Here is a 25,288-nt window from a genome sequence, read left to right as displayed (position 1 = left end):
CGCCCACCCTCACCACTCCGCGGCGCGGGGACGCGACGCGGAGTGGTGAGGGTGGGCGTGGTGGGTGTGATGGGACCCGTCGAGTCGGCGCGAAGGCGTCCGACCCAGCGGGAGAACCGGAAATGGCGTCTGTGAGCCATCTCGACTCCTCCTGATTGAGGGACAGGATCTTCCGGGTCGTTCCGCTGCCGGTGGGGTGTGGCGCTCACCGGAGCAGGTTGGGACCAGCAGCCACCCGGTCCGCGGGCGTCGGTGACCGCGGACCGGACCGCTGGTCAGTTGTGCTGGTGTGCGGTGCCGGCGGTGGCCGGCGCGGAGGTGATGCCGGCGGTGGCCGGCGCGGAGGTGGTGCCGGCGGTGGCCGGCGCGGCTGCCGGGTGCTGGTGGTCCATCCCCGGGGGCATCTGCCCGTTCTCGTCGAGGACGTGCAGCATCGTCGACATGCCGGCGTCGGAGTGGAACTGCATGTGGCAGTGCAGCATCCAGTGCCCCGGTCCGACCGAGTCACCGGCCACCACCTGGACGCCGAAGGAGTCGCCGGGGCCGAGCGTCTTGTTGTCGATGATCGGTACGGAGTCGGCGAACGGCTGCCCGTTGCTCACCACCCCCGTCCGGGTGTCCGCCCAGGAGTGGCCGTGCAGGTGGAAGGTGTGCATGTCGTTGCCGATGCCGATGACGACGAACTCGACCCGCTCCCCCTTCCTGGCGACCAGGCAGGTCGGGCCGGGCTGCGGATTCACCGTGTCGCAGGTGTCGGTGGCCTCGCCGCGACGCAGGTTGATGCTCTGCCGGTCACCGAAGGCCGTCACGTACGTCCGGTCCGGCTTCGGGTCGCTCGGCCGGCGGACGACCAGCCCGCCGAAGAGCCCAGCGGAGAGGCCCTGGGTGCCGTGCGGCCCGCCCACCACGTGGTCGTGGTACCACCAGTAGCCGGCGGTGCCCTGCGCGCCGGTCCGGTTGTTGCGGGGCTGGGCGTACCAGGTGTAGGTGCGCGACTCACCCGGCGGGACGTACGACGCGCTCTGCACCGTGCCGTCGGACTGCTGGGTGTACTTCACCCCGTGCACGTGCAGCGAGACGCCGAGCGGGTGGGCCGGGTTGGTGCGCAGCGCCGCCAGCGTCTCGGCGGAGACCTGGTTGTGCAGGGTGATGGCGAGGCACTCCCCCTCCATCATCTCCATGGTCGGGCCCGGGTAGGAGGCCGTCTCCGGGGTGAGGCCGTAGCCGAGCCGGATCTGCGTGCCGTCCTTCGGCAGTTCCACCGCGTACAACTGGAGGCTGCGGTCCGGCTTGGCGCAGCCCTCGGGCCGTTCGGCGGAGAACACCCCGGTGCCGGCGGCCGCGAAGCTGCCGGCGCCGACCAGGGTCAGCAGCACCACCGCCGCGACGACCAGCAGTCGCCGCGCCCCGGAGCGGGAACGGTCGGGCCGGGCCGCGTCCGGCTCCGGAAGCGGACCGGTCTCCGTCAGTCGCCAGGCGCTCACCGGGCACCCCGCAGTTCCACCATGCGCTGGTAGCTCCGCTCGGCGGCGCCCAACGACCCGGGCGGGTTGGGCTGGGCGTTCGGACCAGAGTCCTGCTCCCACAGGTACTCGAAGCGGCCCCCACCCGTCAGCTCGCCGAAGAAGTCGGCGAACGGGATGACCCCGGCGCCGAACTCGACGTCCAGGTAGGAGTTGCCCTGCTGGGGGTCGGGCAGCGGGACGCCGTCCTTGACGTGGAACAGCGGGTAGCGGTGCGGCTGGGCGTTGACGTAGTCGACCGGGCGGAAGCCGGGGTACTTGCGGGCCCCGCCGTACGCCCAGAGGATGTCCATCTCCAGGTACACGTACCGCGGGTCGGTGAGTTCGAGGAACAGGTCGTACAGCCGTACGTCGGGGCGGTCGACCGCGAAGCTGAACTCGATGGTGTGGTTGTGCTGGTAGAGCTTGATGCCCCGGGCAGCGGCGGCGGCGCCCCACGCGTTGAACTCCGCGGCGGCCGCCTGGTAGCCGGCGATCGTGCGGTCGCCGGTGGGTGCCTGGGCGGTGCCGACGGCCGGCATGCCCAGCGTCTCGGCGACGTCGAGCTCCCACTCCAGGTTGGTCCGGAAGTCGTTCAGCCCGCGGTGGCTGCCCGCCGCCTTCAGCCCGTTGTCGTCCAGCAGTTGCCGGATCTGGGCCGGGGTGATCGCGCCGACGGCGCCCTGGGTGTAGCCGGCGAACTCCACCTCGCGGTAGCCGATGCGGCCGAGTTCCTCGAAGACCGCCGCGAAGCCGACCTGTGCGATCTTGTCCCGGACGCTGTAGAGCTGGATGCCCAGGTGGCCGCGCGGGATCAGCCGACCGTTCGAGTCGCCGCTCGACGCGCAGGCCGGCGCGGCCCCGGCGAGGCCGGCCGCGCTGACCGCCACCGTGGACCCGGCGAGCCCGCGTAACAGCGTACGGCGATCGATCCTGTTCTTTGCCATGGTTGGTTCCCTTCGCTCGATCAGCAGCAGGTGGTCGAGTTGGCGGCGGAGGAGGCCGACCCGTTGGGGCAGCACGGGTTCAGCGGCGCGATCCGCACGTCGCGGAAGCTGATGAGGTCGGCGGTGCCGTGGTTCTGCAGGCCGAGGTATCCGCGCGCGCTCTGCCGTCCGGCCCCACCGGGGTCGTCGGACCGAGGCGGGCTGAAGACAGCGTCCGGGCTGTTCACGTAGTCGTTGATCAGCTCCCCGTTGCGGAAGACGGAGTAGTGCTGGCCGACCACCCGGATCTCGTAGTCGTTCCAGGTGCCCTTCGGGGCGGCGTGGGCGCCGGCCAGGTCGACCCGGTCGAAGCCGTACACCGATCCGCTCTTGTACTGGTCACCGTCGGGCCGGTCGAAGATCTGGAGTTCGTGGCCGTACTTGATGGCCACCCACTCCGGGCGGGACTCGGCGGGGTGCTGGCGCACGTCCGGGAAGCGGACGAAGACTCCGCTGTTGGCCCGGCCGTCCCCTGGGGCGTCGTCCCGCCACTGCAGCTTCAGCGAGAAGTCGCCGTACGCGCTCACCGGGAACCAGAGCATGCCGAGCCCCGGCTCGGGCCGGCTGCTGATCGACCCGTCGGCGTTGCGGGTGAAGCCACCCGCGCCGACGTGCTGCCAGCGGGCGAACGACGACGCGGAGCCGTCGAGCAGCGGCTGGTAGCCGTTCTTGTCGTCCGGCCTGCCGACGCCGGAGCGGCCGGCGGCGCTCACCAGGCGTCCGTGCTCCTGATGGGTGATGACGCCCAGGTGGTGCAGGTGCTCGGCGATCACCGTGACATGGCTGACGAACTGGCCGTGGTTGGGCCATGCCCGCTCGTCGGCGATGACGTTGTTGATCGTGCAGTCACCCTCGACGACCCGGTTGGGTACGCCGCTGTCCACGGTGCCGAGCCACACGGTCGGGCGGGTGTCCTTGACCGGGCAGTCCGGCCCGGGTCCGCTCGCCACCACGGTGAAGGTGACCGACGCGGTCCCCGAGGTGTTGCCGGCCTTGTCGGTGGCCCGGTAGCTGAGGGTGTGCTGACCCGGCTGGTTGACGGTGACCGGCGCCGCGTACCGGCTGTAGGGCTGGCCGTCGAGGGAGTACTCGATCCGGTCCACCCCGGAGCCCGCGTCGGCGGCCGACAGGGTCACCGTGGCGCTGCCCAGGTAGGCGCCGTTGTCGTCGAGCTGGCCGGAGACGGCGGCGGTCGCGGTGGGCGGGGTGGTGTCGGCGGGCGGCGTCTGCACCACCGTGAACGACACCGACTGCGCCGACGAGGTGTTGCCCGCCTTGTCGGTGGCGCGGTAGCTGACCGTGTGCTGACCCGGCTGGTTCACCGTCACCGGCGCCGAGTAGCCGGCGTAGGGCTGCCCGTCGAGGGAGAATTCGATCCGGTCCACGCCGGAGCCGCTGTCGGTCGCCGACACGGTGACCGTGGCGCTGCCCACGTACGCGCCGTTGGCGTCCTTCTGCCCGGTCACCACGGCGGACGCGGTGGGCGGCGTGGTGTCGGCGGGCGGCGTCTGCACCACCGTGAACGACACCGACTGCGCCGACGAGGTGTTGCCCGCCTTGTCGGTGGCGCGGTAGCTGACCGTGTGCTGACCCGGCTGGTTCACCGTCACCGGCGCCGAGTAGGCGGCGTAGGCGCCCCCGTCCAGGGAGTACTCGATCCGGTCGACACCCGAGCCGGTGTCCGTCGCCGAGAGGGTCACGGTGGCGCTGCCGACATACGCGCCGTTGGCGTCCCGCTGCCCCGTCACCGTCGCCGTCGCCGTCGGCGGCGTCGTGTCGGCCGGCGGCGTCTGCACGACGGTGAACGACACCGACTGCGCCGACGAGGTGTTACCCGCCTTGTCGGTCGCCCGGTAGCTGACCGTGTGCTGACCCGGCTGGTTCACCGTCACCGGCGCCGAGTAGCCGGCGTAGGGCTGCCCGTCCAGGGAGAACTCGACCCGGTCCACGCCGGAGCCGCTGTCCGTCGCCGACACGGTCACCGTGGCGCTGCCCACGTACGCGCCGTTGGCGTCCTTCTGCCCGGTCACCACGGCCGTCACGGTCGGCGGCGTGGTGTCGGCCGGCGGCGTCTGCACCACCGTGAACGACACCGACTGCGCCGAGGACGTGTTACCCGCCTTGTCCGTCGCCCGGTACGACACCGTGTGCTGACCCGGTTGGTTCACCGTCACCGGCGCCGAGTAGGCGGCGTAGGCGCCCCCGTCCAGGGAGTAGTCGATCCGGTCGACACCCGAGCCGGTGTCCGTCGCTGACACGGTCACCGTCGCGCTGCCCACGTACGCGCCGTTGGCGTCCTTCTGGCCGGTCACCGCGGCGGTCACCGTCGGCGGCGTGGTGTCGGCCGGCGGCGTCTGCACCACGGTGAACGACACCGACTGCGCCGACGAGGTGTTACCCGCCTTGTCCGTCGCCCGGTACGACACCGTGTGCTGACCCGGTTGGTTCACCGTCACCGGCGCCGCATAGGTGCCGTACGTGCCCCCGTCCAGGGAGTACTCGACGCGGGACACCCCGGACCCGGTGTCCGTCGCGGACAGGGTCACCGTCGCGCTGCCCACGTACGCGCCGGCCGCGTCCTTCTCCCCGGTCACCGCGGCCGTCACGGTCGGCGGTGTGGTGTCCGACCCGCCGTCGCTGACCACCAGGAGCCCGGTCATGCCGCCGTGGCCGGGGATCGAGCAGAAGTAGCGGTAGGTGCCGGGCGTGAGCACCACGTCGACCGTCCACCGGCCCCCGTTGGCATCCGATGGGTCGGCCAGGATGTTCACGTCGACATCGCTGTTGTACGCCGGGTTCCCGGTCTCGAAGGTGAGGGTGTGCTGCATGCCGGTGGTGTTGCCGGTGGCCGCGCTGTTCTCGAAGACGAGGGTGGCCGGTCCGGCCGTGGCGGTCGTCGGCGCGGACCGGTACGACAGGAAGTTGTCGCCGGCGGTCCAGGTGAGGACCTGGGCCTGCAGTTGCCGCGACGGCGCGGTCGCGCCCGCCGTGGCCGGCCGTTCCAGATCGGTCGGACGCGCACTCGCCGGGGACGCAGCCACGGCGGCGGTCAGCAGGAGGACCATCGTGGCGATGGTCGCCATCGGTCTCCTGAGCCGGCTCAGGGCGAGCCGGCCGCGCGGTGGATGTGAGTTCATGGATGCCTCTTTCACGGTCCGGGGGGAACACCGGGCGGAGCGTGCGTCGGCCCGTCGATGTCAGGAGTTGGCAGAGCTGCCCGGCGGCCCCTCCCTGGCCGCACGGGATCCGCGGCCGTGGCGGTTTGCCACGGTCGTCCTGTATGGAGTGATGGTCCGAGGTCGGCGGCGAGCCGGATCGCACGCGGCATCGGACGCGGTTCCGCGTCGGAGCTGACTGGGGTGTCGTCGGGTACGGACGGACATCGGTCGACCCGCGGCGCGTGCCCGCGCCGGGTCGCCGTGGTGCGGCGTTGACCCGGGGACGGCCATCCCTGGCCGGTCGTGGCCTCCGGACGTGTTGCGCCGCCTGAGGGCCACAGTGGAGAGCTACCGTGCCGGTAGTTCATCTCGACGAAACATATTGACAGTGACCGACCCTACTAACTTCCTCTCAGGCTGTCCATAGCTTTCGTTCGTGTGGCAGATACTTTTCTCTTGCGGAGACGAAAGTGCCGGACAGTCACGCCACAAGGGACGGACAATCCGCTGCTCCCCGCGCCGCCTGGACGACCAACTTCGCCGCGGAGGCCGAGGCCGCCCTGCTGCCGGCGTCCCCGGTCGCCCTGGTCGATCACCACCTGCTCGCTTCCGGTCAGGATCGGGCCCGCGCGATGGCGGCCGTACGGACCTGCCGGGTCGCGGTCGACCAGGGCTGAATGCTGGCCGGCGGGCGCTCGGCGGTGGGCCGGCGGTCATGCGGGACCGGTCGAAATCGGCCAAGCGCGACCGGCATGAGCCGGCGCTCACGCCGACGGACGGTGGCGGGTGGTCGAGCTCGGCGACGGCCAGGTCAGCGACCGCTCGGCCGCCGTCGATCCGGCTGCGCTGGTCACCGCGCTGAGCCGGGCCCGCCCGGACGTGGCCTGACCGGACGTCGGCGGGGCCCGGTCAGGCCGGCGCGGCGAGCACCGCGTCGATCGACCGACCCGGGGCCGATCTGCCGCTACGCACGCCGTCCATCGAGCCGGATCGTCCACGGCTCCACCCTGTCGACCCGCAGATGCGTCCCGCTCCATGGATCGCGGGCGAGGGTGGTGCGGACGAGGTCCTCAGACTCGGCGTCGACGGCGAGTACCACCCGGTGCTCGTCCGCCAGCGGCCCGCCCAGGACGACGAACCCCGCACTCACCAGGTCGTCCATGAACGCCGCGTGCGCGGGCCAGTCGGACTGCTCCTGCATGGGCCGTGCCGGGTCCCACCGAGGGCCGGATCGGCGAAGCAGGACGAGGAACATGGCCACGAACGGACATTACTGCATCGTGCGACCTCGCCGGGCCGGTGGAAGTCAGCCCCCGGCACCCGGGGCGTCAGACGCCCTTCGCCCCGTCGATGGCTTGTCGCAGCAGGTCGGCGTGCCCGTTGTGGCGGGCGTACTCACCGATCATCTGTAGATACACGTAGCGCAGCGACGCCACGTCCTCGTCCGGGAAGGTGAAGGTGTCGTCCATCGAGGCCGCAGCCACGGCCTCACGGGCAAATTCTGTCTCCTCGACCAGAAGCGCGTAGTCGGCTGGGGCGCTCGCCGGATCGGCGCCCTCGAAGTCGGCGTCGCGCCATTCCGGCGTGGAGTAGAGCGTTTCCAGCGTTTCGCCGCGGAAGAGCGTGCGAAACCAGCTGCGCTCCACTTTGGCCATGTGCCGCAGCAGGCCGAGGAGTGACAGGTTCGAGGAGGCCAGTGGCGCCCGCGCCAGCTGGTCGGCGTCGAGACCGGCGCATTTGTGCAGCAGCGTGGCGCGATGCCAGTCGAGAAGGTTCCGAAGCTGGTCGGCCTCCGGTGCGACGAGAAGGTCACTGGGACGGCGCACATCGGGGGCGGTCCACGTCATCCCGCCATGATGGCACGCGCCGGGACGCCAGCGGCATGCTCACTCGCCCGCAATCCCGTCGCCCGAACGGCGGGCCCGTGGCGGCGGTACGGCGGATGATCACGGTCCGTTCGGCAGGGTTCGGCGACCCGTGCGGCCCGGAGCGGTGGGGACCTCGGAGGAGTGCGAAGACGCGCCATCAGCGTACAGCGGCATTAGCCCTGATTCGGACACGCCCTCGTTCGTGGCCGGAAACGTAAGGGCTGATCAGGGGCTATTGAAGATCATGGCTTCCTCAATCAACGAGGTCGGCGAGGCGACCGGAAGGAGACGGTTGCCCCGGTCACCCATTGATCTGCACCGCTGCCCGTGTGATCGTGCTGCCACGAGTCGCCGACCCCCGGTGGCTCGGGATGGCCGGTCCGTCGATCCGGGGCAACGCCGGCAGCCCCGGGAGACCCACCATCGCCCGCCTTGCAGCTTGACCGCGGCGCGCGCCCCCACCGGGCTCCGCGCGCCGCCTAGGAACAGGAGCACACCCCCTTGAAGCTCTCATCCCGCCTCGTCGCGCTCTCCGGCGCGGCCGCGGCCGGTCTGGTCGCCGCCGGCGCCGCAGCGGCCGTACAGGCCGCGCCCCCCAGTCCCGCCCCCGACGCGGCCCAGGCCCGCACGCTCGCCGCCAACTCGGCCAGCGCGCTCGTCGCCGCCCGCCCGCAGTACCTGCACGCCAGCGCCGACGACGCCTTCGTCCAGAAGCCCGTCATCACCTCCGAGGGCACCCAGTACGTGCCCTACGAGCGCACCTACAAGGGCCTGCCGGTGACCGGTGGCGACTTCGTCCTGGCGACCGACTCCGCCGGCAACCTGAAGTACGCCTCCGTCGCCCAGCAGCAGAGCATCGGCAGCCTCGCCACGACGCCGAAGCTCAAGGCCGCGGCCGCGGAGAAGACCGCCCGCGCCCAGCTGAAGAGCGTCGCCGGCGTCGAGGGCACCACGCTCGTCGTCTACACCCTCGACAGCAAGCCGACCCTGGCCTGGGAGACCACCGTCCGGGGCACCTCCGCGGACGGCCCGAGCCGACTCACCGTGGACGTCGACGCCCTGACCGGCGAGGTGCTGCGCAAGCAGGAGCACGTCGTGCACGGCAGCGGCACCGGCGCGTGGAACGGGCCGAGCCCGCTGACCCTCAACACCACGCTGTCGGGCAGCACGTACTCGATGAAGGACCCGGGCGTCACCAACCAGAGCTGCCAGGACGCCGCGACCAACACGACGTTCTCCGGCTCGGACGACGTCTGGGGCAACGGCACGGCCACCAACAAGGAGACCGGCTGCGTCGACGCGCTGTTCGGCGCCCAGACCGAGCACAAGATGCTCGCCCAGTGGCTCGGCCGCAACGGCGCGAACGGCAGCGGTGGCGCCTGGCCGATCCGGGTGGGCCTGAACGACCAGAACGCCTACTACGACGGCACCCAGGTCCAGATCGGCAAGAACACCTCCGGTCAGTGGATCGGTTCGATCGACGTGATCGCCCACGAGATCGGCCACGGCATCGACGACCACACCCCGGGTGGCATCTCCGGCAACGGAACCCAGGAGTTCGTCGCCGACACCTTCGGCGCGGCGACCGAGTGGTTCGCCAACGAGCCCGCCAGCTACGACGCTCCGGACTTCCTGGTCGGCGAGAAGATCAACCTGGTCGGCAGCGGTCCGATCCGCAACATGTACAACCCGTCGGCGCTGGGTGACCCCAACTGCTACTCCAGCAGCATCCCCAGCACCGAGGTGCACGCGGCGGCCGGACCCGGCAATCACTGGTTCTACCTGCTGGCCAACGGCAGCAGCCCGACCAACGGTCAGCCGGCCAGCTCGACCTGCAACGGCAGCAGCGTGACCGGCCTGGGCATCCAGCAGGCCATGAAGATCATGTACAACGCGATGCTGCTGAAGACGACGTCCTCGTCGTACCTGAAGTACCGCACCTGGACGCTGCAGGCGGCGAAGAACCTCTACCCGACCGGCTGCACCGAGTTCAACACGGTCAAGGCCGCGTGGGACGCGGTCAGCGTGCCCGCGCAGGCCGGTGACCCGACCTGCAGCGGCAGCACCACCCCGCCGCCCACCGGCAGCTGCTCCGGTCAGAAGCTGGCCAACCCCGGCTTCGAGTCCGGTGCGGTGGGCTGGAGCGCCACCTCGGGGGTCATCACCAACTCGACCGGGCAGGCCGCGCGCAGCGGTTCGTACAAGGCGTGGCTCGACGGGTACGGCTCGACCCACACCGACACCCTGTCGCAGTCGGTCAGCATCCCGGCCGGATGCCGGGCCACGCTCTCCTTCTACCTGCACATCGACACGGCCGAGTCGGGCAGCACCGTCTACGACAGGCTGACCGTCAAGGCCGGCAGCACCACCCTGGCGACGTACTCCAACGTGAACGCCGCCGCCGGCTACGTCCTGAAGTCCTTCGACGTCTCGTCGCTGGCCGGCACCACCGCGACCATCTCGTTCAGCGGTGTGGAGGACAGCTCGCTGCAGACGTCCTTCGTGATCGACGACACCGCGCTCAACCTGAGCTGATCATCAAGGAAAGCGGTCGGTCGTCGTCCTCCCGGCGACCGACCGCTTCGCCGAGCTGTCGCCGCCCCTCGAAGAAGTCGAGCAGCCTCTTCCTGCCGGTCGGCGACTCGAACGCGTACCCGTGGTCGAACTTGACCATCGGGAGGCGACGACGCCGCGCGGCCAGCGCGTCCAGCGCCCGGGTGGCTTCCTTCTCGGCCTTGAGCAGCTCGTCGCGTTCCCGCTGGCACTCTTCGGCCGTCACGATCCGCGGTTTCTCCATGCCGGGATCCTGAACCGGAGCACCGACATTCTGCCGGCCCGGGCGCGCCTCGGTCGGTCGGCGCGGGTCAGTCCGGCCGGCCGCCGCCCAGCCGGGCCGCGGCGTGTTCCATCGCCTGGCTGAACATCTCCATCTGCCGCCTGGACTGCTCCCGCAGGCCGCCGAGCCGCGCGGCCAGGGCGTCCGCGTCGGCCCGTGCCGAGGCGCTGACCTGGGCTTCGAGGTCGGCGAGGGCGGCGTTGACGGCCACCACGATGTGCCCGCAGACGGCCTCGACGCCCGCCGCCGACAGCCGCGGGTCGACGGTGACGGACTCCAGCCGTCCACCCTGGACGACCACGGCTCGCACCAGCCCGTCGGCCGCCGTGCCGTCGGCGCGCAGCAGTTCCTCCGCATCGCCGTCGGGGTGCTCGACGGGCCGGGAGCGCATCGCCGACAACGCCTGCTGGGTCCGGGTCAGCAGTTCATCCAGGCTCGCGGCCGCGGAGAACGGTTCGTTGGTCATACCCGCGCTTTCTTCACGTCCTTTCCGAGCACCGTGACGATAGCAATCCGCCACTCGGCCCGCCCGCCACCTCGGCGTCCCGTCCACCATTCCGGACGGCGATCGCCCGGCCGGTGCTCCGGCCGGGCGTTCGTCCGCTGCGCCGGCTCCGGCCCGTGGGCCGGAGCCGGTGGTACGTCAGCGCAGGCGCAGCCGCTGACCCGGGAAGATCAGGCCCGGATCGTCGCCGACCACGCGCTTGTTGCGCTCGTACAGCGCGTGCCAGCCGCCGGCCAGGTCCCGCGCGTCGGCGATCATCGACAGCGTGTCGCCCGGCTTGACCACGTAGGTGCCCGAGCCGCCCGAGGCCGGCGCGGTACGCCGGTGGCTGCGGGTGGTCGGCCGCTCGCTCCGCGAGGAGCGCTTCTCCGCCTTGGACTTGCTGCCGGAGTCCGAACGGGACGCCGACCCGGAGTCCCTGGTGGAGTAGCGCTTGGTCGAGCCGCCCTTCTTGCCGCAGACCGGCCAGGCACCGATGCCCTGCCCGTCGAGGACCTTCTCGGCGATCGCGATCTGCTCGCCGCGGCTGGCCAGATCGGCCCGGCTGGCGTACTTCTGGCCGCCGTAGCCGTTCCAGGTGCCCTTGGAGAACTGCAGGCCACCGTAGTAGCCGTTGCCGGTGTTGATGTGCCAGTTGCCGCCGGACTCGCACTGGGCGATGGCGTCCCAGTTCACGCTGGCCGCGCTGGCTGGCGCGGCCGGGCCGAGGATCGCGGCGGCACCGGTGGCCGCGCCGACGACGAGCGCCCCGACGGCGACCCGACGGCGGCCGGTCCGGCGGTGACGTGCGCTGTGTTCAGTTGCCATGGATTTCCTCCACGCCGACGAGGTGAGCTGTCGGGTTCGGGCCGAGGAGCCCGGCCGCCGGTCGGCGGCTTCACCCCGAGGTGTCGAGCACCGAGGAACGTGTGGGTCCCCCGCTCCCGCCTGAGGTCCAGGTACCACGGGGGCCGGCGGCGGAATTAGGCGTTACCGGTCCGTGGTGTCCGCGATCGCGAACGGATACGACGTTAGGAATGATTTCGGACGATCGCCCACTTCTTGTGAAGTTCTTCACCCGGCCGAGCGAAGGCGGGGATTTCCGAGTTGCGACGCTCCCGAACATGCAATAGGGAGGCCGCCGGGTCGACTGCCCGACGGCCTCCGCGGACCCGTTCAGTACGTCAGGCCGTAGCCCTGGGCGAAGAGCGGAACCTGCCCGTCACCGGCGTTTATGGGCTGCTGGCTGACCGAGTTCATCCAGGTCATCGGCAGTTTCCCGGTGGGCGCGGCGCCGAAGAGGACGTCGGCCACGCCGGCACCCTCGGTGCCCGGCAGCCAGGACGCCAGCAGCGCGTCCCATCTGGGCAGCTCGGTGGCGATGTCCATCGGCCGGCCGGACACCAGCACCACGATCACCGGCACGCCGGCGTTGCGCAGGGTGGCGATGGTGCGCAGGTCCTCCCGGTCCAGGCTCATGCTGCCGGTCCGGTCGCCCTGGCCCTCGGCGTACGGCGTCTCGCCGACGACGGCGATCGCGGCCCGGTAGCTGCCGTCGATACCGGTGCCGCGCTGGTTGTAGGTGACCGTCGTGGTCGGACCGACCGCGGCCCGGATGCCCTGCAGGATCGTGGTGCCCGGCGTGATGTTGCCGGAGGAACCCTGCCAGGAGATGGTCCAGCCGCCACTCTGGTTGCCGATGTTGTCCGCGTTCCGGCCGGCCACGAAGATCTTGTTGTCGGCCCGGGCCAGCGGCAGCACGCTGCCGGTGTTCTTCAGCAGCACCTGCGACTCGCGGACGGCCTGCCGGGCGAGCGCGCGGTGGCTGACACTGCCGACCGTGGGGGTCCAGCTCCGGTCGGTGTACGGCCGCTCGAAGAGGCCCAGCTCGAACTTCTTGGTCAGGATCCGCCGGTTCGCGTCGTCGATCCGGCTCAGCGGCACGTGGCCGTTCTGCACCTCGGCACGCAGGGTGCTGATGAAGGTCTTCCAGGCGGCGGGCACCATCACCATGTCGATGCCGGCGTTGACCGCGGCGGTGACCTCGGCGGCGGTGAAGCCGGCGGCGCCGTCGATCTGGTCGATGCCGTTCCAGTCGGAGACGACGAAGCCGGTGAAGCCGAGCTCACCCTTGAGGACGGTGGTGATCAGGTACCGGTTGCCGTGCGTCTTCACGCCGTTCCAGCTGCTGTACGAGATCATCACCGACCCGACGCCGCGCTGCACCGCGGCCTGGAACGGTGGCAGGTGGACGGTCCGCAACTCGGCCTCGGTCAGCTGGGTGTCGCCCTGGTCGTCGCCGCCCGCGGTGCCCCCGTCGCCGAGGTAGTGCTTGGCGGTGGCCAGCACTGACGTGGGCCCGCCGAGTGACGGGCCCTGGAGCCCGGTGATCAGCGTGGTCATGTTGGAGGGGAGGTCCGGCGTCTCGCCGAACGATTCGTAGGTGCGGCCCCAGCGGTCGTCGCGGGCCACGCAGAGGCACGGCGCGAAGTCCCAGTCGACACCGGTGCCGGAGACCTCCTCGGCCACCGCCTGGCCGATCTGCTGGACCAGGGCCGGGTCGCGGGTCGCCCCGAGGCCGATGTTGTGCGGGAAGATGGTCGCGGCGACCACGTTGTTGTGCCCGTGCACCGCGTCCACCCCGTAGATCATCGGAATGGCGAGCGGAGTGGCGAGGGCGCCCCGCTGGAAGCCGTCGTACATGTCGGCCCAGCTGGTGGCGGTGTTGGGCGAGGGCGCGGAGCCGCCACTGGAGAGGATCGAGCCCAGCCGGTAGGTGGTCAGGTCGGCGGCGGTCACCGAGCCCCGCTCGGCCTGGGTCATCTGGCCGATCTTCTCGTCCAGGGTCATCCGGGCGAGCAGGTCGGCGACGCGGGTGGCGACGGGCAGGGTCGGGTCCTGGTACGGGTAGGTGGCGGCGTTGGCCGGGCGCGCGGGCACGGCCAGGGCGGTCACGGCGACGAGGAGCAGGGCGAGGCTGAACGGACGGTGGACACGGTGGTGGCGGGTCACAGGTCACTCCTCCCGGAGGAACGGTCATGCCGTTGTCCGGCACCATATGCCACCCGGACATCGACGGACACCGCTGAACGACCCGAGCTGTGAACAATCCTGCCGATTCCTCCGGTCCCGTGAGCACCGGCTGCCGGCCAGGGCTCGTGAGCACCGGCTGCCGGCCAGGGCTACGGTGGCGGGGTCCGCCGGCACGACGCAGCCGACGACCCACCGGCGGCGCGGATCGGGGCGAGGTGGCGGAGCGGACATGACCGACTACGGGCACGAGCTGATCTTCGGCGGCTTCCTCACGCCCGCCGCCGACGACCCGGCGCGGGTGGTCGCCCTCGCCAAGCTCTGTGAGCAGGTCGGCCTGGACCTCGCCACCTTCCAGGACCACCCGTACCAGCCGAATCTCCTCGACACCTGGACGCTGATGTCGTACCTGGCGGCGGCGACCAGCCGGATCCGCCTTGCCGGCAACGTGCTGAACCTGCCGCTGCGCCAGCCGGTGGTGCTGGCCCGCAGCGTGGCCAGTCTGGACCTGCTCACCGGCGGCCGGGTCGAGCTGGGCCTCGGCGCGGGCGCCTTCTGGGAGGCGATCGAGGCCGCCGGGGGACGTCGCCGCACGCCGCGCCAGGCGGTGGACGCGCTGGACGAGGCGATCCGGGTCATCCGGGAGGTCTGGGCCACCGACCGGCGGGGCATGGTCCGGGTCGACGGGGAGCACTACCGGGTGGTCGGCGCGAAACGCGGGCCCGCGCCGGCGCACGAGGTGGGGATCTGGGTCGGCGCGTACAAGCCGCGGATGCTGCGGCTGGTCGGCCGGGCGGCGGACGGCTGGCTGCCGTCGCTGGCGTACCTGCCCAAGGGGCCGGCCGAGCTGGCCGAGCTCAACGCGCTGGTCGACGACGGCGCCGAGGCGGCGGGGCGGGATCCCCGGTCGGTACGGCGGCTGCTCAACGTCTCCGGGCGGTTCACCCCGTCCCGCTCCGGCTTCCTCGTCGGGCCGCCGGAGCAGTGGGTGGAGGAGCTGGCCGGCCTCGCCCTCGACCACGGCACGTCCGGGTTCGTCCTCGCCGCCGACGACCCCACCGCCATCCAGCTGTTCGCGCAGGAGGTGGCGCCCGCCGTACGCGAGCTGGTCGCCGCCGAGCGCGCCGAGCCCGGCAGCCGCGCCGAGGCCGTCGAGGAGCAGCGCGAGGCGGTCCAGGCCGGCGGCTCCACCACGCTCGCCGTCACCGCCACCCCGGATCCGGGGGTACGGCTGACCGACCATCAACTGTGGGACGAGTCCACCCGCCCGGCCGCCCCGCTGCCGCCGGCCGGGCACGTCTACACCCCGCACGCCCAGGCCGTCGGCGCACACCTGGTCGACGTGCACGACCACCTGCGCCAGGAGCTCGGGCAGGTGCGTGACCTGCTCGAGCAGGTCCGGCGCGGGGTGGTCTCCGCCGGTGCGGCACGGGCCGTGCTCAACGAGATGACCATGCGGCAGAACAACTGGACGCTGGGGGCGTACTGCGCCGCGTACTGCACGGCGGTGACCCAGCACCACGGGCTGGAGGACAACTCGATCTTCCCGCACCTGCGCCGTTCGGACCCGGGGCTGGGCCCCGTGCTCGACCGCCTGGCGGCGGAGCATGTGGTGATCCACGACGTGGTGGAGGGCGTGGACCGGGCCCTGGTGGACCTGATCCGCAACCCGGGCGACTTCACCGAGCTCCAGAAGGCGGTGGACGTCCTCACCGACACCCTGCTGTCGCACCTGTCGTACGAAGAGCAGAACATGGTCGAGCCGCTTGCCCGTTACGGCTTCTACGCCGGTCAGGTGTGACGGCCGGGCACACCCGGCTCGTCGCCGTATTCCCGATGGCGCCGGCCATCGGCGTGATCCAGCTGGCTTTGGTTTTCCTAAGTCAGCGGCGTACCGTCGTCCGCATGACGGACTTCCTCAAGCAGCGCGACGCCTGGTTGACCAGCAACTGCTCGATCGCCCGCGCGCTCGAGGTGGTGGGGAACCGGTCCACGCTCCTGCTGCTGCGGGAGGCGTCGTTCGGCACCCGCCGCTTCGACGACTTCGCCCGGCGGGTCGGCGTCAGCGAGCCGGTCGCCGCCGCGCGGCTGAAGCAGCTCGTCGCCGACGGCCTGCTCGAACGGCGCCCCTACCGCGAGCCCGGACAGCGCACCCGGGACGAGTACCTGCTGACCCCCAAGGGGCAGGAGCTGCTGCCGGTGCTCACCGCGCTGCGGCAGTGGGGGGACGCCTGGGCCGCCGACGAGGCCGGCCCCTCGGTCCGCGTCGAACACCACGACTGCGGCGCCGCCGTCCACGCCCGGCTGCGCTGCGAGGCCGGGCACGACGTGCCGCCCGACGAGATCGACGTCCGCCCGGGCCCGGGACTGCGACGGGCCTGACCGGTCAACCGGTCGCCATCCAACCCTCGACAATCAGGAGCAGCACATGAAGATCGCTGGACGCAGCGCCCTCGTCACCGGGGCCAACCGCGGCTTCGGCCGCCACCTCGCCGCCGAACTGGCGGCCCGCGGCGCCACCGTCTACGCCGGGGCCCGCAACCCGGACAGCGTCGACCTGCCGGGCGTCACCCCGGTCCGGCTGGACATCACCGACCCGGACTCGGTGGCCGCGGCCGCCGCGCTGGCCGGCGACGTCACGCTGCTGGTCAACAACGCCGGCATCAGCACCGGGGCCGACCTGCTCGACGCCGACCTGGCCACCATCCGGCTGGAGCTGGAGACCCACTTCCTCGGCACGCTGTCGATGGTGCGGGCATTCGCGCCGCGCATCGCCGCCAACGGCGGCGGGACCATCCTGAACATCCTCTCCGCCCTGTCCTGGGTGAGCTTCCCGCAGACGGGGGCGTACAGCGCCGCCAAGTCGGCCGAGTGGTCGATGACGAACGGCCTGCGGGTGCAGCTCGCCGACCGGGGCGTCCGCGTCGCTGGCCTGCACGTCGGCTACATGGACACCGACATGACGGCCAACGTCTCCGCTCCCAAGTCGGACCCGGCCGAGATCGCCCGGCTGGCCGTCGACGGGATCGAGGCCGACCGGTACGAGATCGTCGCCGACGAGACCTCCCGGCGCGTCCTCGCTGGCCTGTCCGGCGGGGTGGCCGCGATCTATCCCCAGCTGTCCTGACGACCGGACGCGCGGCGGGTCCCCTGGTGGGATCCGCCGCGCGTCGCCGTCGACCGGCGCACAATGGCGGCATGCGACAGGGCTTCACTCACACGGCGGTCCTCGCGATGGCCCCGACGACGACCCGGCCGCCCCCGGGGCCGCCGTCACGAGCGTCCTCTGTGGTCACTGGGAGCACGAGGGGCCATGCCCGGTCGCGCCGCACCACACAGGGGCGGAACGGCACGGCGACGAGGTGCGCCTGCGCATCCTCTTCGCCGCCGAACCGCACCTGGAGGAGCGCGTGCGGCGCGACATCGACCGGGCCCTCACCGGCGGCGAGCTGACCGGCCCCGACGGGCGGACGTCGCGGTGGCGGCTGCTGAGCAGCGGGCCGGCCGAGCCGTCCACCCAGGAGGGGGCGCACCTGGCGCGACTGGCACGCGGTTGACGTTCTCTCCGCCCTAAAGGACGGAGATTCCCTCGACGGTGCGTGTGGAACAGCGCACAGCGTCCGAGCGGATTCCTGCTTCTCGGCGCGGTGCCGGCACGAATACCGGTCTTACCTGCGCTCCACAGGCGTTTAGGCTCTCGGCGCGTCCCGCCGCGAGCACGTTGATGGCCGCGTTGACGTCCCGGTCGTGAACCGCCCCGCAAGGGCAGGTCCATGACCGGAGGTTCAGCGGTTTGGGTCCGTCGATCCGGCCGCACATAGAGCAGGTTTGCGACGTGGGCACGAACCGGTCGATCTTTGTGAAGGTGCGCCCGTACCGGGCGGCCTTGTACTCCAGCATCGCCGTGAACTGTGTCCAGCCGGCGTCGTGCACGGACTTGGCCAGCCTGGTCCGGCCGAGACCGACGACGCACAGGTCCTCGACGTACACCGCTTGGTTGTCGCGGATGATCCGTGTCGAGAGTTTGTGCTGCCAGTCCCGCCGCGTGTCGGCCACCCGGGCGTGCGCCTGCGCCACCTTCACGACGGCCTTGGCGCGGTTGTTGCTGCCCCGCTGCTTGCGGGAAAGGTCCTGCTGCAACCGGCGCAGCCTGCGGGCGGCGCGGCGCAGGAACTTCGGGGCCGCGACCTTCGTGCCGTCGGAGAGCACGGCGAAGTGGGTGAGGCCCAGGTCGATACCCACCTCGGAGGCGACCGGCGGCAACGGCTCATCGCTGGCCTGGACGACGAATGAGGCGAAGTACCGGCCCACCGCATCCTTGATCACCGTCACCGAGCTGGGCTCGGCCGGCAAGGTCCGGGACCAGCGCACCGGCACGTCCCCGATCTTCGGCAGGCGCAACCGGCCGTTGTCCAGCACCGCGAACCGGGCGTTCCTGGTGAACCTGATGGCCTGCCGGTTGTCCTTACGCGACCGGAACCGCGGCGGCGCGACCTTGCGCCCCTTGCGCTTCCCGGACAGCGAGGCGAAGAAGTTGCCGTACGCCACGTTCAGGTCCGCGAGGGCCTGCTGCAACACCACCGACGACACCTCGCCCAGCCACGCCCGCTCGGGCGTCAGCTTGGCCCGGGTGATGACCTGCTTCGACAGGTCCCCGTCGCAGACGTACGGCTCGCCCGCCTCGTGGGCCTGCTGACGTGCGCGCAGCCCGTCGTTGAACACCACCCGCGCGCACCCGAACGCCCGAGCCAGCGCTTCCTGCTGGACGGGCGTCGGGTAGACGCGGTAGTTGTACCGCAACTGCACATCAGACAGTCTGGCAGCCGCCTATGACAGACATCGGCAGCGTCCGCACCGGCAGACACCGCGTCCTCGCCCTCCACACCCACTCGGTTTCGTGACGAAATGCCGGCACAGGGTGTTCGCCGACCGGGCACCTGATCCGGCTCGAAGAGATCATGCGCGCGGTGTGCGCCGACTTCGAGACCGAGCTCGTCGAGTTCACCGGCGAAGGCGAGCACGTGCACCTGCTGGTCAACTTCCCACCCAAGGCCGCCCTGTCGAAACTCGTCAACAGCCTCAAGGGCGTCTCCTCACCGTCCTGCGTCAGCACATCGAACAGCAGAACCGGCCGGGTTAGAGCACTGGCCCGCACCCCGGTAGCGCCCGTCAGTCGGCCGCAGCGCGGGCGCCGCGGCCGACGGACGGCAGCGCCCTACAACGTGCGGGCGAGCCGATCGGCGAGGATCCGGGTGAACCGCGACGGGTCGGCCAGCTCCCCACCCTCGGCGAGCAGCGCCATGCCGTACAGCAGCTCGGCGGTCTCGGTCAGGGCCTCGGTGTCGGCGCCCTGCTCGTGGGCCTTGCGCAGCCCGGTGACGAGCGGGTGACCCGGGTTGAGCTCGAGGATCCGCTTGACCCGTGGCACCTCCTGCCCCATCGCCCGGTACATCTTCTCCAGAGTCGGGGTCATGTCGTGCGCGTCGCCCACCACGCAGGCCGGCGAGGTGGTCAGCCGGGAGGAGAGCCGGACCTCCTTGACGCTGTCGGCGAGCGCGCCGCTCAGCCAGGTCAGCAGCTCGGCGTAGTCCTTCCGCTCCGCCTCGGCCTGCGCCTTCTCCTCGTCGGTCTCCAGGTCGACCTGGCCCTTGGCCACCGAGCGCAGGGTCTTCCCGTCGTACTGGCCGACCCGCTCGACCCAGACCTCGTCGACGGGGTCGGTGAGGATCAGCACCTCGTAGCCCTTGGCGCGGAACGCCTCCAGGTGCGGCGAGTTCTCGATGGTGCTGCGGGACTCGCCGGTGGCGAGGTAGATCTCCGACTGGCCGTCCTTCATCCGCGCGACGTAGTCGCGCAGCGTGGTCAGCTCGGCCGGGTCGTGGGTGGAGGCGACCCGCACCAGGTCCAGCAGCGCCTCGGTGTTGTCCGGGTCCTCGAGCAACCCTTCCTTGACCACCGCGCCGAACTCCGCCCAGAAGGTGCGGTAGGACTCGGCCGACATCTCCTTGAGGGTGGCGAGGACCTTCTTGACCAGGCGCCGGCGCACGGCGCGGATCTGCCGGTCCTGCTGGAGGATCTCCCGGGAGATGTTCAGCGACAGGTCGTGGGCGTCCACGACGCCCTTGACGAAGCGCAGGTAGTTGGGCATGAGCGCGTCGCACTCGTCCATGATGAACACGCGCTTGACGTAGAGCTGCACGCCGCGGCGGCCCTGCGGGGAGAACAGGTCCAGTGGCGCGTGCGACGGCAGGAAGAGCAGCGCCTCGTACTCGAAGGTGCCCTCGCCGCGCATGTGGATGGTCTCGAGCGGGTCGGCCCAGTCGTGGCTGACGTGCTTGTAGAACTCCTGGTACTCGGCCTCGTCGACCTCGTCGCGGGACCGGGCCCACAGGGCTTTCATCGAGTTGAGGGTCTGCGTCTCGTGGCTGGTCGCGCCGTCCTCGCCGGGGCGCTCGACGGTCATCCGGATCGGCCAGGCGATGAAGTCGGAGTACCGCTTGACGATCTCCCGGATCGTCCACTCGGCGGTGTAGTCGTGCAGGTTGTCCTCGGTGTCGACCGGCTTGAGGTGCAGGGTGACGGAGGTGCCCTGCGGGGCCTCGTCGACCGCCTCGACCGAGTAGGTGCCCTCGCCGGTGGATTCCCACCGGGTGCCGCCGCTCTGCCCGGCCCGTCGGGTCAGCAGGGTGACCTTGTCGGCGACCATGAAGGTGGCGTAGAAGCCCACCCCGAACTGGCCGATCAGTTCCTGCGAGGCGCCGGCGTCCTTCGACTCGCGCAGCTTGCGCAGCAGCTCTGCCGTGCCGGACTTGGCGATCGTGCCGATCAGCCCGACCACCTCGTCGCGGGACATGCCGATGCCGTTGTCCCGCACGGTGAGCGTACGGGCGTCCTTGTCGACCTCGATCTCGATGTGCAGGTCGGCGGTGTCGACGGCGAGATCCTTGTCGACCATCGACTCCAGCCGGAGCTTGTCCAGCGCGTCCGACGCGTTCGAGATGAGTTCGCGCAGGAAGACGTCCTTGTTCGAGTAGATCGAGTGGACCATCAGCTGGAGCAGCTGACGGGCCTCGGCCTGGAACTCCAACGTCTCGACCCGGTCGCTCACACCGACTCCCTTCCCTCGTGCGGCCCTTCCGGCGAACAGGATACGAGCCGTGCCGGCGTGGGCGGCGGAGGGTGGCCGGAGTCGGGTCTGGTCCAACCAGTTGACGGGTTGATGTGTCCGGGGCCACACTGCTGCCCATGGCCTTCGCCCCCGTCCCCCGCGCCTCCGTCTCCGACCACGTCTTCGGTCAGCTCCGCGACGCCATCGTCAGCGGTCGCTACCGGCCGGAGGAGACGCTGCCCGGCGAGCGGGAGCTGGCCGCCGCGTTCGCGGTCAACCGGCACGCCGTGCGGGAGGCGCTGCGCCGGCTCCAACAGCTCGGGCTGGTCCGGGTCAGCCAGGGCGGCGCGACCCGGGTGCTGGACTGGCGGGTGCACGCCGGGCTGGACCTGGCGCTGTCGCTGACCCAGTCGGGCGACGTACTCCCGGTGGCGACGCTGGTCCGCGACATGCTGGAGATGCGGGCGTGCGTCGGGACCGACGCGGCCCGGCTCTGCGCCGAGCGCGGCGAGCCGGCGGCCACGGCCGCGGTGGTCCGGGCCGTCGAGGAGTACGCCGCGCTCGCGCCCGACCTGCCGCGGATGGCCGAGGCCAACATCGCCATGTGGCGGCTGATCGTCCGCGGCTCCGGCAACACCGCCTACCTGCTGGCCTTCAACAGCCTGGTGGCCGGCACGCTCGCCGTGGGCGACGTCCCGCCCGAGGGCCGGGCCGCCGAACTGCTCGATGTCGCCGCCCACCGCCGGCTCGCCGCGGCCATCGCCGCCGGGCAGGGCGCGGCTGCCGCCCGGCACGCCCGGGCGCTGCTGACGGCCCCGGTCACCACCCCCACCACCCCGTCCGCGTCCGTCCGGAAGGGAAGCCCGAGCTTGACATCTTCCCGGCCCTAAAGGACTGGGATTCCCACGGTCGCCCGTGGGGTTTCCTGCTTCGTCACCGACCGCCTCGTCCGGGAGGTCTCCCGTTGAGGTCTTACACCAGCTCCACAGGCCGACGCCGCCAGCCCGGCGGCCAGAATGTTTCGCGCCGCGTTCACGTCACGGTCGTGGATGGCGCCGCAGGCGCACGTCCAGGTGCGGACGTGCAGCGGCATCGTGTCCCGAACGGTTCCGCAGGTCGAGCACAGTTTGGAGGAGGGGAACCAGCGGTCGACCACGATCACCTTGCGGCCGTACCACTGGGCCTTGTACTCCAGCATGCTGCGGAACTCGCGCCACGCCGCGTCGCTGATGGCGCGGGCAAGTGTGTGGTTTTTCAGCAGGTTCCGAACGGCAAGGTCCTCGATCACGATCGTTTGGTTTTCACGAACGAGCCGAGTGGTGATCTTATGCAGGTGGTCGCGTCGCCGGTCGGCGATGCGAGCGTGAACCTTGGCGACCTTGCGGCGGGCCTTGTCCCGGTTCGCCGAGCCCTTGACCTTCCGCGACAGCTGCCGCTGGGCGCAGGCTTGCCGGGCACGATCGCGCTGCTCATACCGGGGGTTGGTGATCTTTTCCCCGGTCGACAGGGCCAGCAGGTGGTCAAGCCCGACGTCTATCCCGATCGCCCGGTCGGTGGCGGGAAGCGGCTGCACGGACGGGTCCTCGTACAGCAGGGACACGAACCAACGCCCAGCCGCGTCCTGAGACACGGTCACCGTCGACGGCTGTGCCCCCTCGGGGAGACGTCGGGACCACACGATATGCAGCGGCTCCGCCATCTTCGCCAGCGTCAGCTCGCCGTCCCGCAAGCGGAAAGCGCTGGTGGTGTACTCCGCCGACTTCCGCGATCTCTTCCGGCTCTTGAATCGCGGGTATTTTGCGCGTTTGGCGAAGAAGTTGGTGAAGGCCGTCTGAAGGTGCCGCAGGGCTTGTTGGAGCGGAACGGAGGAAACCTCGTTGAGGTAGGCCAGGTCCTCGGTCTTCTTCCACGCGGTCAGCATCGCCGACGTGGCGTTGTAGGTGACGCGTTCCTGCTGGAGCTTCCAGGCCTCGTTACGCGCCGCCAAGGCAAGGTTGTAGACCTTCCGCACGCAGCCGAACGTGCGCGACAGCTCAGCTGCCTGCGCCTCCGTCGGATAGAAGCGGTACTTGAACGCCCGCTTCACACGCCTGGTCCTCATGCCTCTCGGACTATCGCAACAGGGTGTGACAACCTGCGGGCTCTCGGGAAGGGCCACCAGTCCGCGTTGCCGGTGAACCGGCTACCCTGCCCTGCTCCGCAGGAGTCCGATTCCTCCCCGCCTAAAGGACGGTTTTCCTCGAAGGAGTTCAGATGATCCCCGCCGTGCTCTACGCCGTCCCGGCGTTCCTGCTGCTCATCATCGTCGAGGCCCTCTCCTACCGGTTCGCGCCGGACGACGACGAACGCGGCTACGAGCTGCGCGACACCACCACCAGCCTCTCCATGGGGCTGGGCAGCCAGGTGATCGGCTTCCCGTGGAAGCTGGCCACCGTCGGCCTCTACGCCGGGCTCTGGACCCTCGCCCCGATCCACCTCTCCCCCGGCAACTGGTGGACCTGGGTGCTGCTCTTCTTCGCCGACGACCTGGCCTACTACTGGTTCCACCGGCTGCACCACGAGGTACGGGTGCTCTGGGCCAGTCACGTCGTGCATCACTCCAGCGTCTTCTTCAACCTCTCCACCGCGCTGCGGCAGAGCTGGACGCCGATGACCTCGCTGCCGTTCTGGCTGCCCCTCGCCCTGCTCGGTATCCCGCCGTGGATGATCTTCCTCCAGCAGTCGATCAGCCTGCTCTACCAGTTCTTCCTGCACACCGAGCGGGTCAACGTGCTGCCGCGGCCGATCGAGTGGATCTTCAACACCCCGTCGCACCACCGGGTCCACCACGGCGCCAACACCGAGTACCTGGACCGCAACTACGCCGGCATCCTGATCGTCTGGGACCGGCTCTTCGGCACCTTCGAGCCGGAACGCGCCACCGTCCGGTACGGGCTGACCAAGAACATCACCACCTACAACCCGTTGCGGGTGGCCACCCACGAGTACGCCGCGATCTGGGCGGACGCCCGGCGGGCCACGTCCTGGCGGCACCGGCTCGGCTACGTGCTCGGCCGGCCCGGCTGGCAGCCCGCCCGGTGAGGCGGCGCTGGCTCGGGGCGTTCGGAGGCGTCGCCGCCGCCGAACTGGTCGGCGTCGCGTTCGGCCTGACCGCGGTGCAGTGGCTGGCCAAGCCGCTGCTGGCGCCGCTGCTGCTGGGATACCTGTACAGCGCCCGGCGGCGGGTCGATCCGGTGGCGGTCGGGCTGGTCTTCGCCACCGCCGGGGACGTGGCGCTGCTGGTGCCGGGACGGCGGGCGTTCCTGGTCGGGATGGGTTGCTTTCTGGTCACCCAGCTCGCCTTCCTGACCGCGTTCGTCCGGCACCGCCGGCCGCCGGTCCCGGCCGTGGTGGCGTACCTGGCGCTCTGGGCGGTGGCCAACGCGCTGCTCTGGGGCGCGCTGGGGCCGCTGCGGGTGCCGGTGCTCGGCTACAGCCTGGCGCTGTCCCTGATGGCGGCCGCCGCTGCCGGGGTGTCCCGGCGGGCGGCCCTCGGCGGCGCGCTCTTCCTCGGCTCCGACCTGCTGATCGGGCTGGGCGCGGCCGGCGTCGCGGTGCCCGGCCAAGGGCTGCTGGTGATGGCGACCTACAGCGCGGCGCTGCTGCTGATCACCACCGCCTGGGCGCACCGGCCGACGGACGGCCCGTCGTCGACGGCGGCGGCGCCGGCCGTCCCGATCGTCCACCCGTCGCGCTGAGCGCCCCCGACCAGCCCCGACCGGTATCCTGCTCCGGGTCGACGAAGGGGAGGTGGGCGTGTCCAGGGACACCGGGCGCAAGCTCGTCGCCTCCAACAAGAAGGCGCGGCACGACTACACGATCCTCAAGACCTACGAGGCGGGGATCGTGCTGGCCGGCACCGAGGTCAAGTCGCTGCGCGAGGGGCGGGTGTCGCTGGTCGACGCGTTCGCCCAGGAGCGCGACGGCGAGATCATGCTGTACGGCCTGCACATCGCCGAGTACGGCTACGGCACCTGGACGAACCACCAGCCCCGGCGCACCCGCAAGCTGCTGCTGCACCGGGTGGAGATCGCCCGGATCCTGGAGAAGCTGCGCGAGGGCGGCGGCGGGTTGACCCTGGTGCCGCTGTCGATGTACTTCGCGGGCGGCTGGGCCAAGGTCGAGCTGGGCCTGGCCCGGGGCCGCAGGTCGTACGACAAGCGGCAGGCCCTCGCCGAGCGGGATGCCAACCGGGAGATAGCCCGGGAGCTGGGCCGACGCCTCAAGGGGGCGCGCCGCCCCGCCCGGTGAGGGACGGTACGGACCGAGGCCCGGCC

Annotated in this window: 22 protein-coding genes, 2 pseudogenes and 1 riboswitch; of the genes and pseudogenes, 12 read left to right on the top strand and 12 right to left on the bottom strand. The window is 71.1% G+C overall.

Annotation, left to right across the window (positions count from 1 at the left end):
• Positions 1-275: 275 nt before the first annotated feature.
• Genes DKT69_RS12300 through DKT69_RS38940 form a run of 3 tightly spaced genes read right to left on the bottom strand, consistent with a single transcriptional unit; the run spans position 276 to position 5,625 of the window.
• Positions 276-1,484 carry a multicopper oxidase domain-containing protein gene (locus DKT69_RS12300; protein ID WP_109801699.1) on the bottom strand — a complete coding sequence of 403 codons (1,209 nt, stop codon included), beginning with the start codon at positions 1,482-1,484 and terminating at the stop codon, positions 276-278.
• Positions 1,481-2,449: a sugar phosphate isomerase/epimerase family protein gene (locus DKT69_RS12295; RefSeq protein ID WP_109801705.1), complete on the bottom strand. Its 969-nt coding sequence runs from the start codon at positions 2,447-2,449 to the stop codon at positions 1,481-1,483. Before DKT69_RS12295 ends, DKT69_RS12300 begins: the two co-directional genes overlap by 4 nt.
• Positions 2,450-2,469: 20 nt before the next feature.
• A complete protein-coding gene (locus DKT69_RS38940) occupies positions 2,470-5,625 on the bottom strand; it encodes an OmpL47-type beta-barrel domain-containing protein (RefSeq protein ID WP_438361828.1) in 3,156 nt (1,051 codons plus the stop codon).
• A gap of 491 nt (positions 5,626-6,116) precedes the next feature.
• Between DKT69_RS38940 and DKT69_RS12285 the strand changes: the two genes are divergently transcribed.
• Both DKT69_RS12285 and DKT69_RS38275 read left to right on the top strand, forming a co-directional pair.
• The gene (locus DKT69_RS12285) at positions 6,117-6,323 is read left to right on the top strand and encodes a hypothetical protein (protein WP_109801698.1); all 207 of its coding nucleotides are present in this window, start codon (positions 6,117-6,119) and stop codon (positions 6,321-6,323) included.
• Between the two features lie 94 nt (positions 6,324-6,417).
• Positions 6,418-6,534, top strand: a pseudogene (locus tag DKT69_RS38275) (ATP-grasp domain-containing protein); the annotation flags it as partial.
• A gap of 76 nt (positions 6,535-6,610) precedes the next feature.
• On the opposite strand, the gene DKT69_RS12280 reads toward DKT69_RS38275, so the two are convergent.
• Entirely contained in the window at positions 6,611-6,847 is a 237-nt protein-coding gene (locus tag DKT69_RS12280; protein ID WP_109801697.1) for a YciI family protein, read from the bottom strand.
• A 127-nt stretch (positions 6,848-6,974) separates the two neighbouring features.
• A complete protein-coding gene (locus DKT69_RS12275; protein ID WP_109801696.1) occupies positions 6,975-7,493 on the bottom strand; it encodes a DinB family protein in 519 nt (172 codons plus the stop codon).
• A 522-nt stretch (positions 7,494-8,015) separates the two neighbouring features.
• Between DKT69_RS12275 and DKT69_RS12270 the strand changes: the two genes are divergently transcribed.
• On the top strand, positions 8,016-10,049 hold the full coding sequence (locus DKT69_RS12270) for a M4 family metallopeptidase (RefSeq protein ID WP_109801695.1): 2,034 nt from the start codon (positions 8,016-8,018) through the stop codon (positions 10,047-10,049).
• Here the strand turns inward: DKT69_RS12270 and DKT69_RS12265 are convergent.
• From DKT69_RS12265 to DKT69_RS12250, 4 genes are all read right to left on the bottom strand, one after another.
• Positions 10,036-10,311: a DUF899 family protein gene (locus DKT69_RS12265; protein ID WP_109801694.1), complete on the bottom strand. Its 276-nt coding sequence runs from the start codon at positions 10,309-10,311 to the stop codon at positions 10,036-10,038. The two genes, DKT69_RS12270 and DKT69_RS12265, sit on opposite strands and share 14 nt — an antisense overlap.
• A 67-nt stretch (positions 10,312-10,378) precedes the next feature.
• Complete coding sequence (locus DKT69_RS12260; RefSeq protein ID WP_109801693.1) at positions 10,379-10,816, bottom strand: YbaB/EbfC family nucleoid-associated protein; 438 nt, start codon at positions 10,814-10,816, stop codon at positions 10,379-10,381.
• A gap of 177 nt (positions 10,817-10,993) precedes the next feature.
• On the bottom strand, positions 10,994-11,662 hold the full coding sequence (locus DKT69_RS12255; protein WP_109801692.1) for a LysM peptidoglycan-binding domain-containing protein: 669 nt from the start codon (positions 11,660-11,662) through the stop codon (positions 10,994-10,996).
• Positions 11,661-11,834, bottom strand: a riboswitch (cyclic di-AMP (ydaO/yuaA leader). It overlaps the preceding gene by 2 nt.
• A gap of 176 nt (positions 11,835-12,010) precedes the next feature.
• Positions 12,011-13,846 carry a glycoside hydrolase family 3 protein gene (locus DKT69_RS12250; RefSeq protein WP_109801691.1) on the bottom strand — a complete coding sequence of 612 codons (1,836 nt, stop codon included), beginning with the start codon at positions 13,844-13,846 and terminating at the stop codon, positions 12,011-12,013.
• A 250-nt stretch (positions 13,847-14,096) separates the two neighbouring features.
• Here DKT69_RS12250 and DKT69_RS12245 point away from each other — a divergent pair, with 250 nt between their 5' ends.
• The 4 genes from DKT69_RS12245 (at position 14,097) to DKT69_RS38935 (ending at position 17,421) form a co-directional block, all read left to right on the top strand.
• The gene (locus tag DKT69_RS12245) at positions 14,097-15,665 is read left to right on the top strand and encodes an LLM class flavin-dependent oxidoreductase (protein ID WP_109801690.1); all 1,569 of its coding nucleotides are present in this window, start codon (positions 14,097-14,099) and stop codon (positions 15,663-15,665) included.
• Positions 15,666-15,769: 104 nt separating this feature from the next.
• Entirely contained in the window at positions 15,770-16,246 is a 477-nt protein-coding gene (locus tag DKT69_RS12240; protein ID WP_109801703.1) for a winged helix-turn-helix transcriptional regulator, read from the top strand.
• A 46-nt stretch (positions 16,247-16,292) separates the two neighbouring features.
• Positions 16,293-16,991, top strand: coding sequence for an SDR family oxidoreductase (locus DKT69_RS12235; RefSeq protein WP_109801689.1), 699 nt, complete (start codon positions 16,293-16,295; stop codon positions 16,989-16,991).
• Positions 16,992-17,226: 235 nt separating this feature from the next.
• Positions 17,227-17,421, top strand: coding sequence for a hypothetical protein (locus tag DKT69_RS38935; protein WP_201749615.1), 195 nt, complete (start codon positions 17,227-17,229; stop codon positions 17,419-17,421).
• Positions 17,422-17,434: 13 nt separating this feature from the next.
• Here DKT69_RS38935 and DKT69_RS12225 read toward each other — a convergent pair whose 3' ends face one another.
• Entirely contained in the window at positions 17,435-18,670 is a 1,236-nt protein-coding gene (locus DKT69_RS12225; RefSeq protein ID WP_109801688.1) for an RNA-guided endonuclease InsQ/TnpB family protein, read from the bottom strand.
• 131 nt (positions 18,671-18,801) lie between these two features.
• Between DKT69_RS12225 and DKT69_RS39690 the strand changes: the two are divergent.
• Positions 18,802-18,954 (top strand): annotated as a pseudogene (locus tag DKT69_RS39690) (transposase); the annotation flags it as partial.
• 125 nt (positions 18,955-19,079) lie between these two features.
• Here DKT69_RS39690 and htpG read toward each other — a convergent pair.
• A complete protein-coding gene (htpG, locus tag DKT69_RS12215) occupies positions 19,080-20,972 on the bottom strand; it encodes a molecular chaperone HtpG (protein ID WP_109801687.1) in 1,893 nt (630 codons plus the stop codon).
• Positions 20,973-21,109: 137 nt separating this feature from the next.
• Here htpG and DKT69_RS12210 point away from each other — a divergent pair, with 137 nt between their 5' ends.
• Positions 21,110-21,862 (top strand): FadR/GntR family transcriptional regulator, encoded by a 753-nt coding sequence (locus DKT69_RS12210; RefSeq protein WP_109801686.1) that lies wholly within the window; start codon positions 21,110-21,112, stop codon positions 21,860-21,862.
• Here the strand turns inward: DKT69_RS12210 and DKT69_RS12205 are convergent.
• Positions 21,859-23,058 carry an RNA-guided endonuclease InsQ/TnpB family protein gene (locus tag DKT69_RS12205; protein ID WP_201749613.1) on the bottom strand — a complete coding sequence of 400 codons (1,200 nt, stop codon included), beginning with the start codon at positions 23,056-23,058 and terminating at the stop codon, positions 21,859-21,861. The two genes, DKT69_RS12210 and DKT69_RS12205, sit on opposite strands and share 4 nt — an antisense overlap.
• Before the next feature lie 167 nt (positions 23,059-23,225).
• Between DKT69_RS12205 and DKT69_RS12200 the strand changes: the two genes are divergently transcribed.
• Genes DKT69_RS12200 through smpB form a run of 3 tightly spaced genes read left to right on the top strand, consistent with a single transcriptional unit; the run spans position 23,226 to position 25,262 of the window.
• Positions 23,226-24,053, top strand: a complete 828-nt coding sequence (locus DKT69_RS12200) for a sterol desaturase family protein (protein ID WP_109801684.1) — start codon at positions 23,226-23,228, stop codon at positions 24,051-24,053.
• Positions 24,050-24,709 (top strand): lysoplasmalogenase, encoded by a 660-nt coding sequence (locus tag DKT69_RS12195; protein ID WP_109801683.1) that lies wholly within the window; start codon positions 24,050-24,052, stop codon positions 24,707-24,709. Before DKT69_RS12200 ends, DKT69_RS12195 begins: the two co-directional genes overlap by 4 nt.
• 58 nt (positions 24,710-24,767) lie before the next feature.
• Positions 24,768-25,262 carry an SsrA-binding protein SmpB gene (gene smpB, locus DKT69_RS12190; RefSeq protein WP_109801702.1) on the top strand — a complete coding sequence of 165 codons (495 nt, stop codon included), beginning with the start codon at positions 24,768-24,770 and terminating at the stop codon, positions 25,260-25,262.
• Positions 25,263-25,288 lie beyond the last annotated feature (26 nt).

The sequence above is a fragment of the Micromonospora sicca genome (assembly GCF_003172935.1).
GTDB classification, from domain to species: domain Bacteria; phylum Actinomycetota; class Actinomycetes; order Mycobacteriales; family Micromonosporaceae; genus Micromonospora; species Micromonospora sicca.
Note: the sequence above shows the minus strand (reverse complement) of the source record. Positions and strands in the feature narration are given on the sequence as shown.

Excerpts from the sequence above, each read along its gene's own strand:
- DKT69_RS12295 (WP_109801705.1), bottom strand. The coding sequence starts at position 2,449 with ATGGCAAAGAACAGGATCGATCGCCGTACGCTGTTACGCGGGCTCGCC.
- DKT69_RS12210 (WP_109801686.1), top strand. The coding sequence starts at position 21,110 with ATGGCCTTCGCCCCCGTCCCCCGCGCCTCCGTCTCCGACCACGTCTTC.
- DKT69_RS12240 (WP_109801703.1), top strand. The coding sequence starts at position 15,770 with ATGACGGACTTCCTCAAGCAGCGCGACGCCTGGTTGACCAGCAACTGC.
- DKT69_RS12255 (WP_109801692.1), bottom strand. The coding sequence starts at position 11,662 with ATGGCAACTGAACACAGCGCACGTCACCGCCGGACCGGCCGCCGTCGG.
- DKT69_RS12275 (WP_109801696.1), bottom strand. The coding sequence starts at position 7,493 with ATGACGTGGACCGCCCCCGATGTGCGCCGTCCCAGTGACCTTCTCGTC.
- DKT69_RS12245 (WP_109801690.1), top strand. The coding sequence starts at position 14,097 with ATGACCGACTACGGGCACGAGCTGATCTTCGGCGGCTTCCTCACGCCC.
- DKT69_RS12260 (WP_109801693.1), bottom strand. The coding sequence starts at position 10,816 with ATGACCAACGAACCGTTCTCCGCGGCCGCGAGCCTGGATGAACTGCTG.
- DKT69_RS38940 (WP_438361828.1), bottom strand. The coding sequence starts at position 5,625 with ATGAACTCACATCCACCGCGCGGCCGGCTCGCCCTGAGCCGGCTCAGG.
- DKT69_RS12265 (WP_109801694.1), bottom strand. The coding sequence starts at position 10,311 with ATGGAGAAACCGCGGATCGTGACGGCCGAAGAGTGCCAGCGGGAACGC.
- DKT69_RS12235 (WP_109801689.1), top strand. The coding sequence starts at position 16,293 with ATGAAGATCGCTGGACGCAGCGCCCTCGTCACCGGGGCCAACCGCGGC.
- DKT69_RS12200 (WP_109801684.1), top strand. The coding sequence starts at position 23,226 with ATGATCCCCGCCGTGCTCTACGCCGTCCCGGCGTTCCTGCTGCTCATC.
- DKT69_RS12280 (WP_109801697.1), bottom strand. The coding sequence starts at position 6,847 with ATGCAGGAGCAGTCCGACTGGCCCGCGCACGCGGCGTTCATGGACGAC.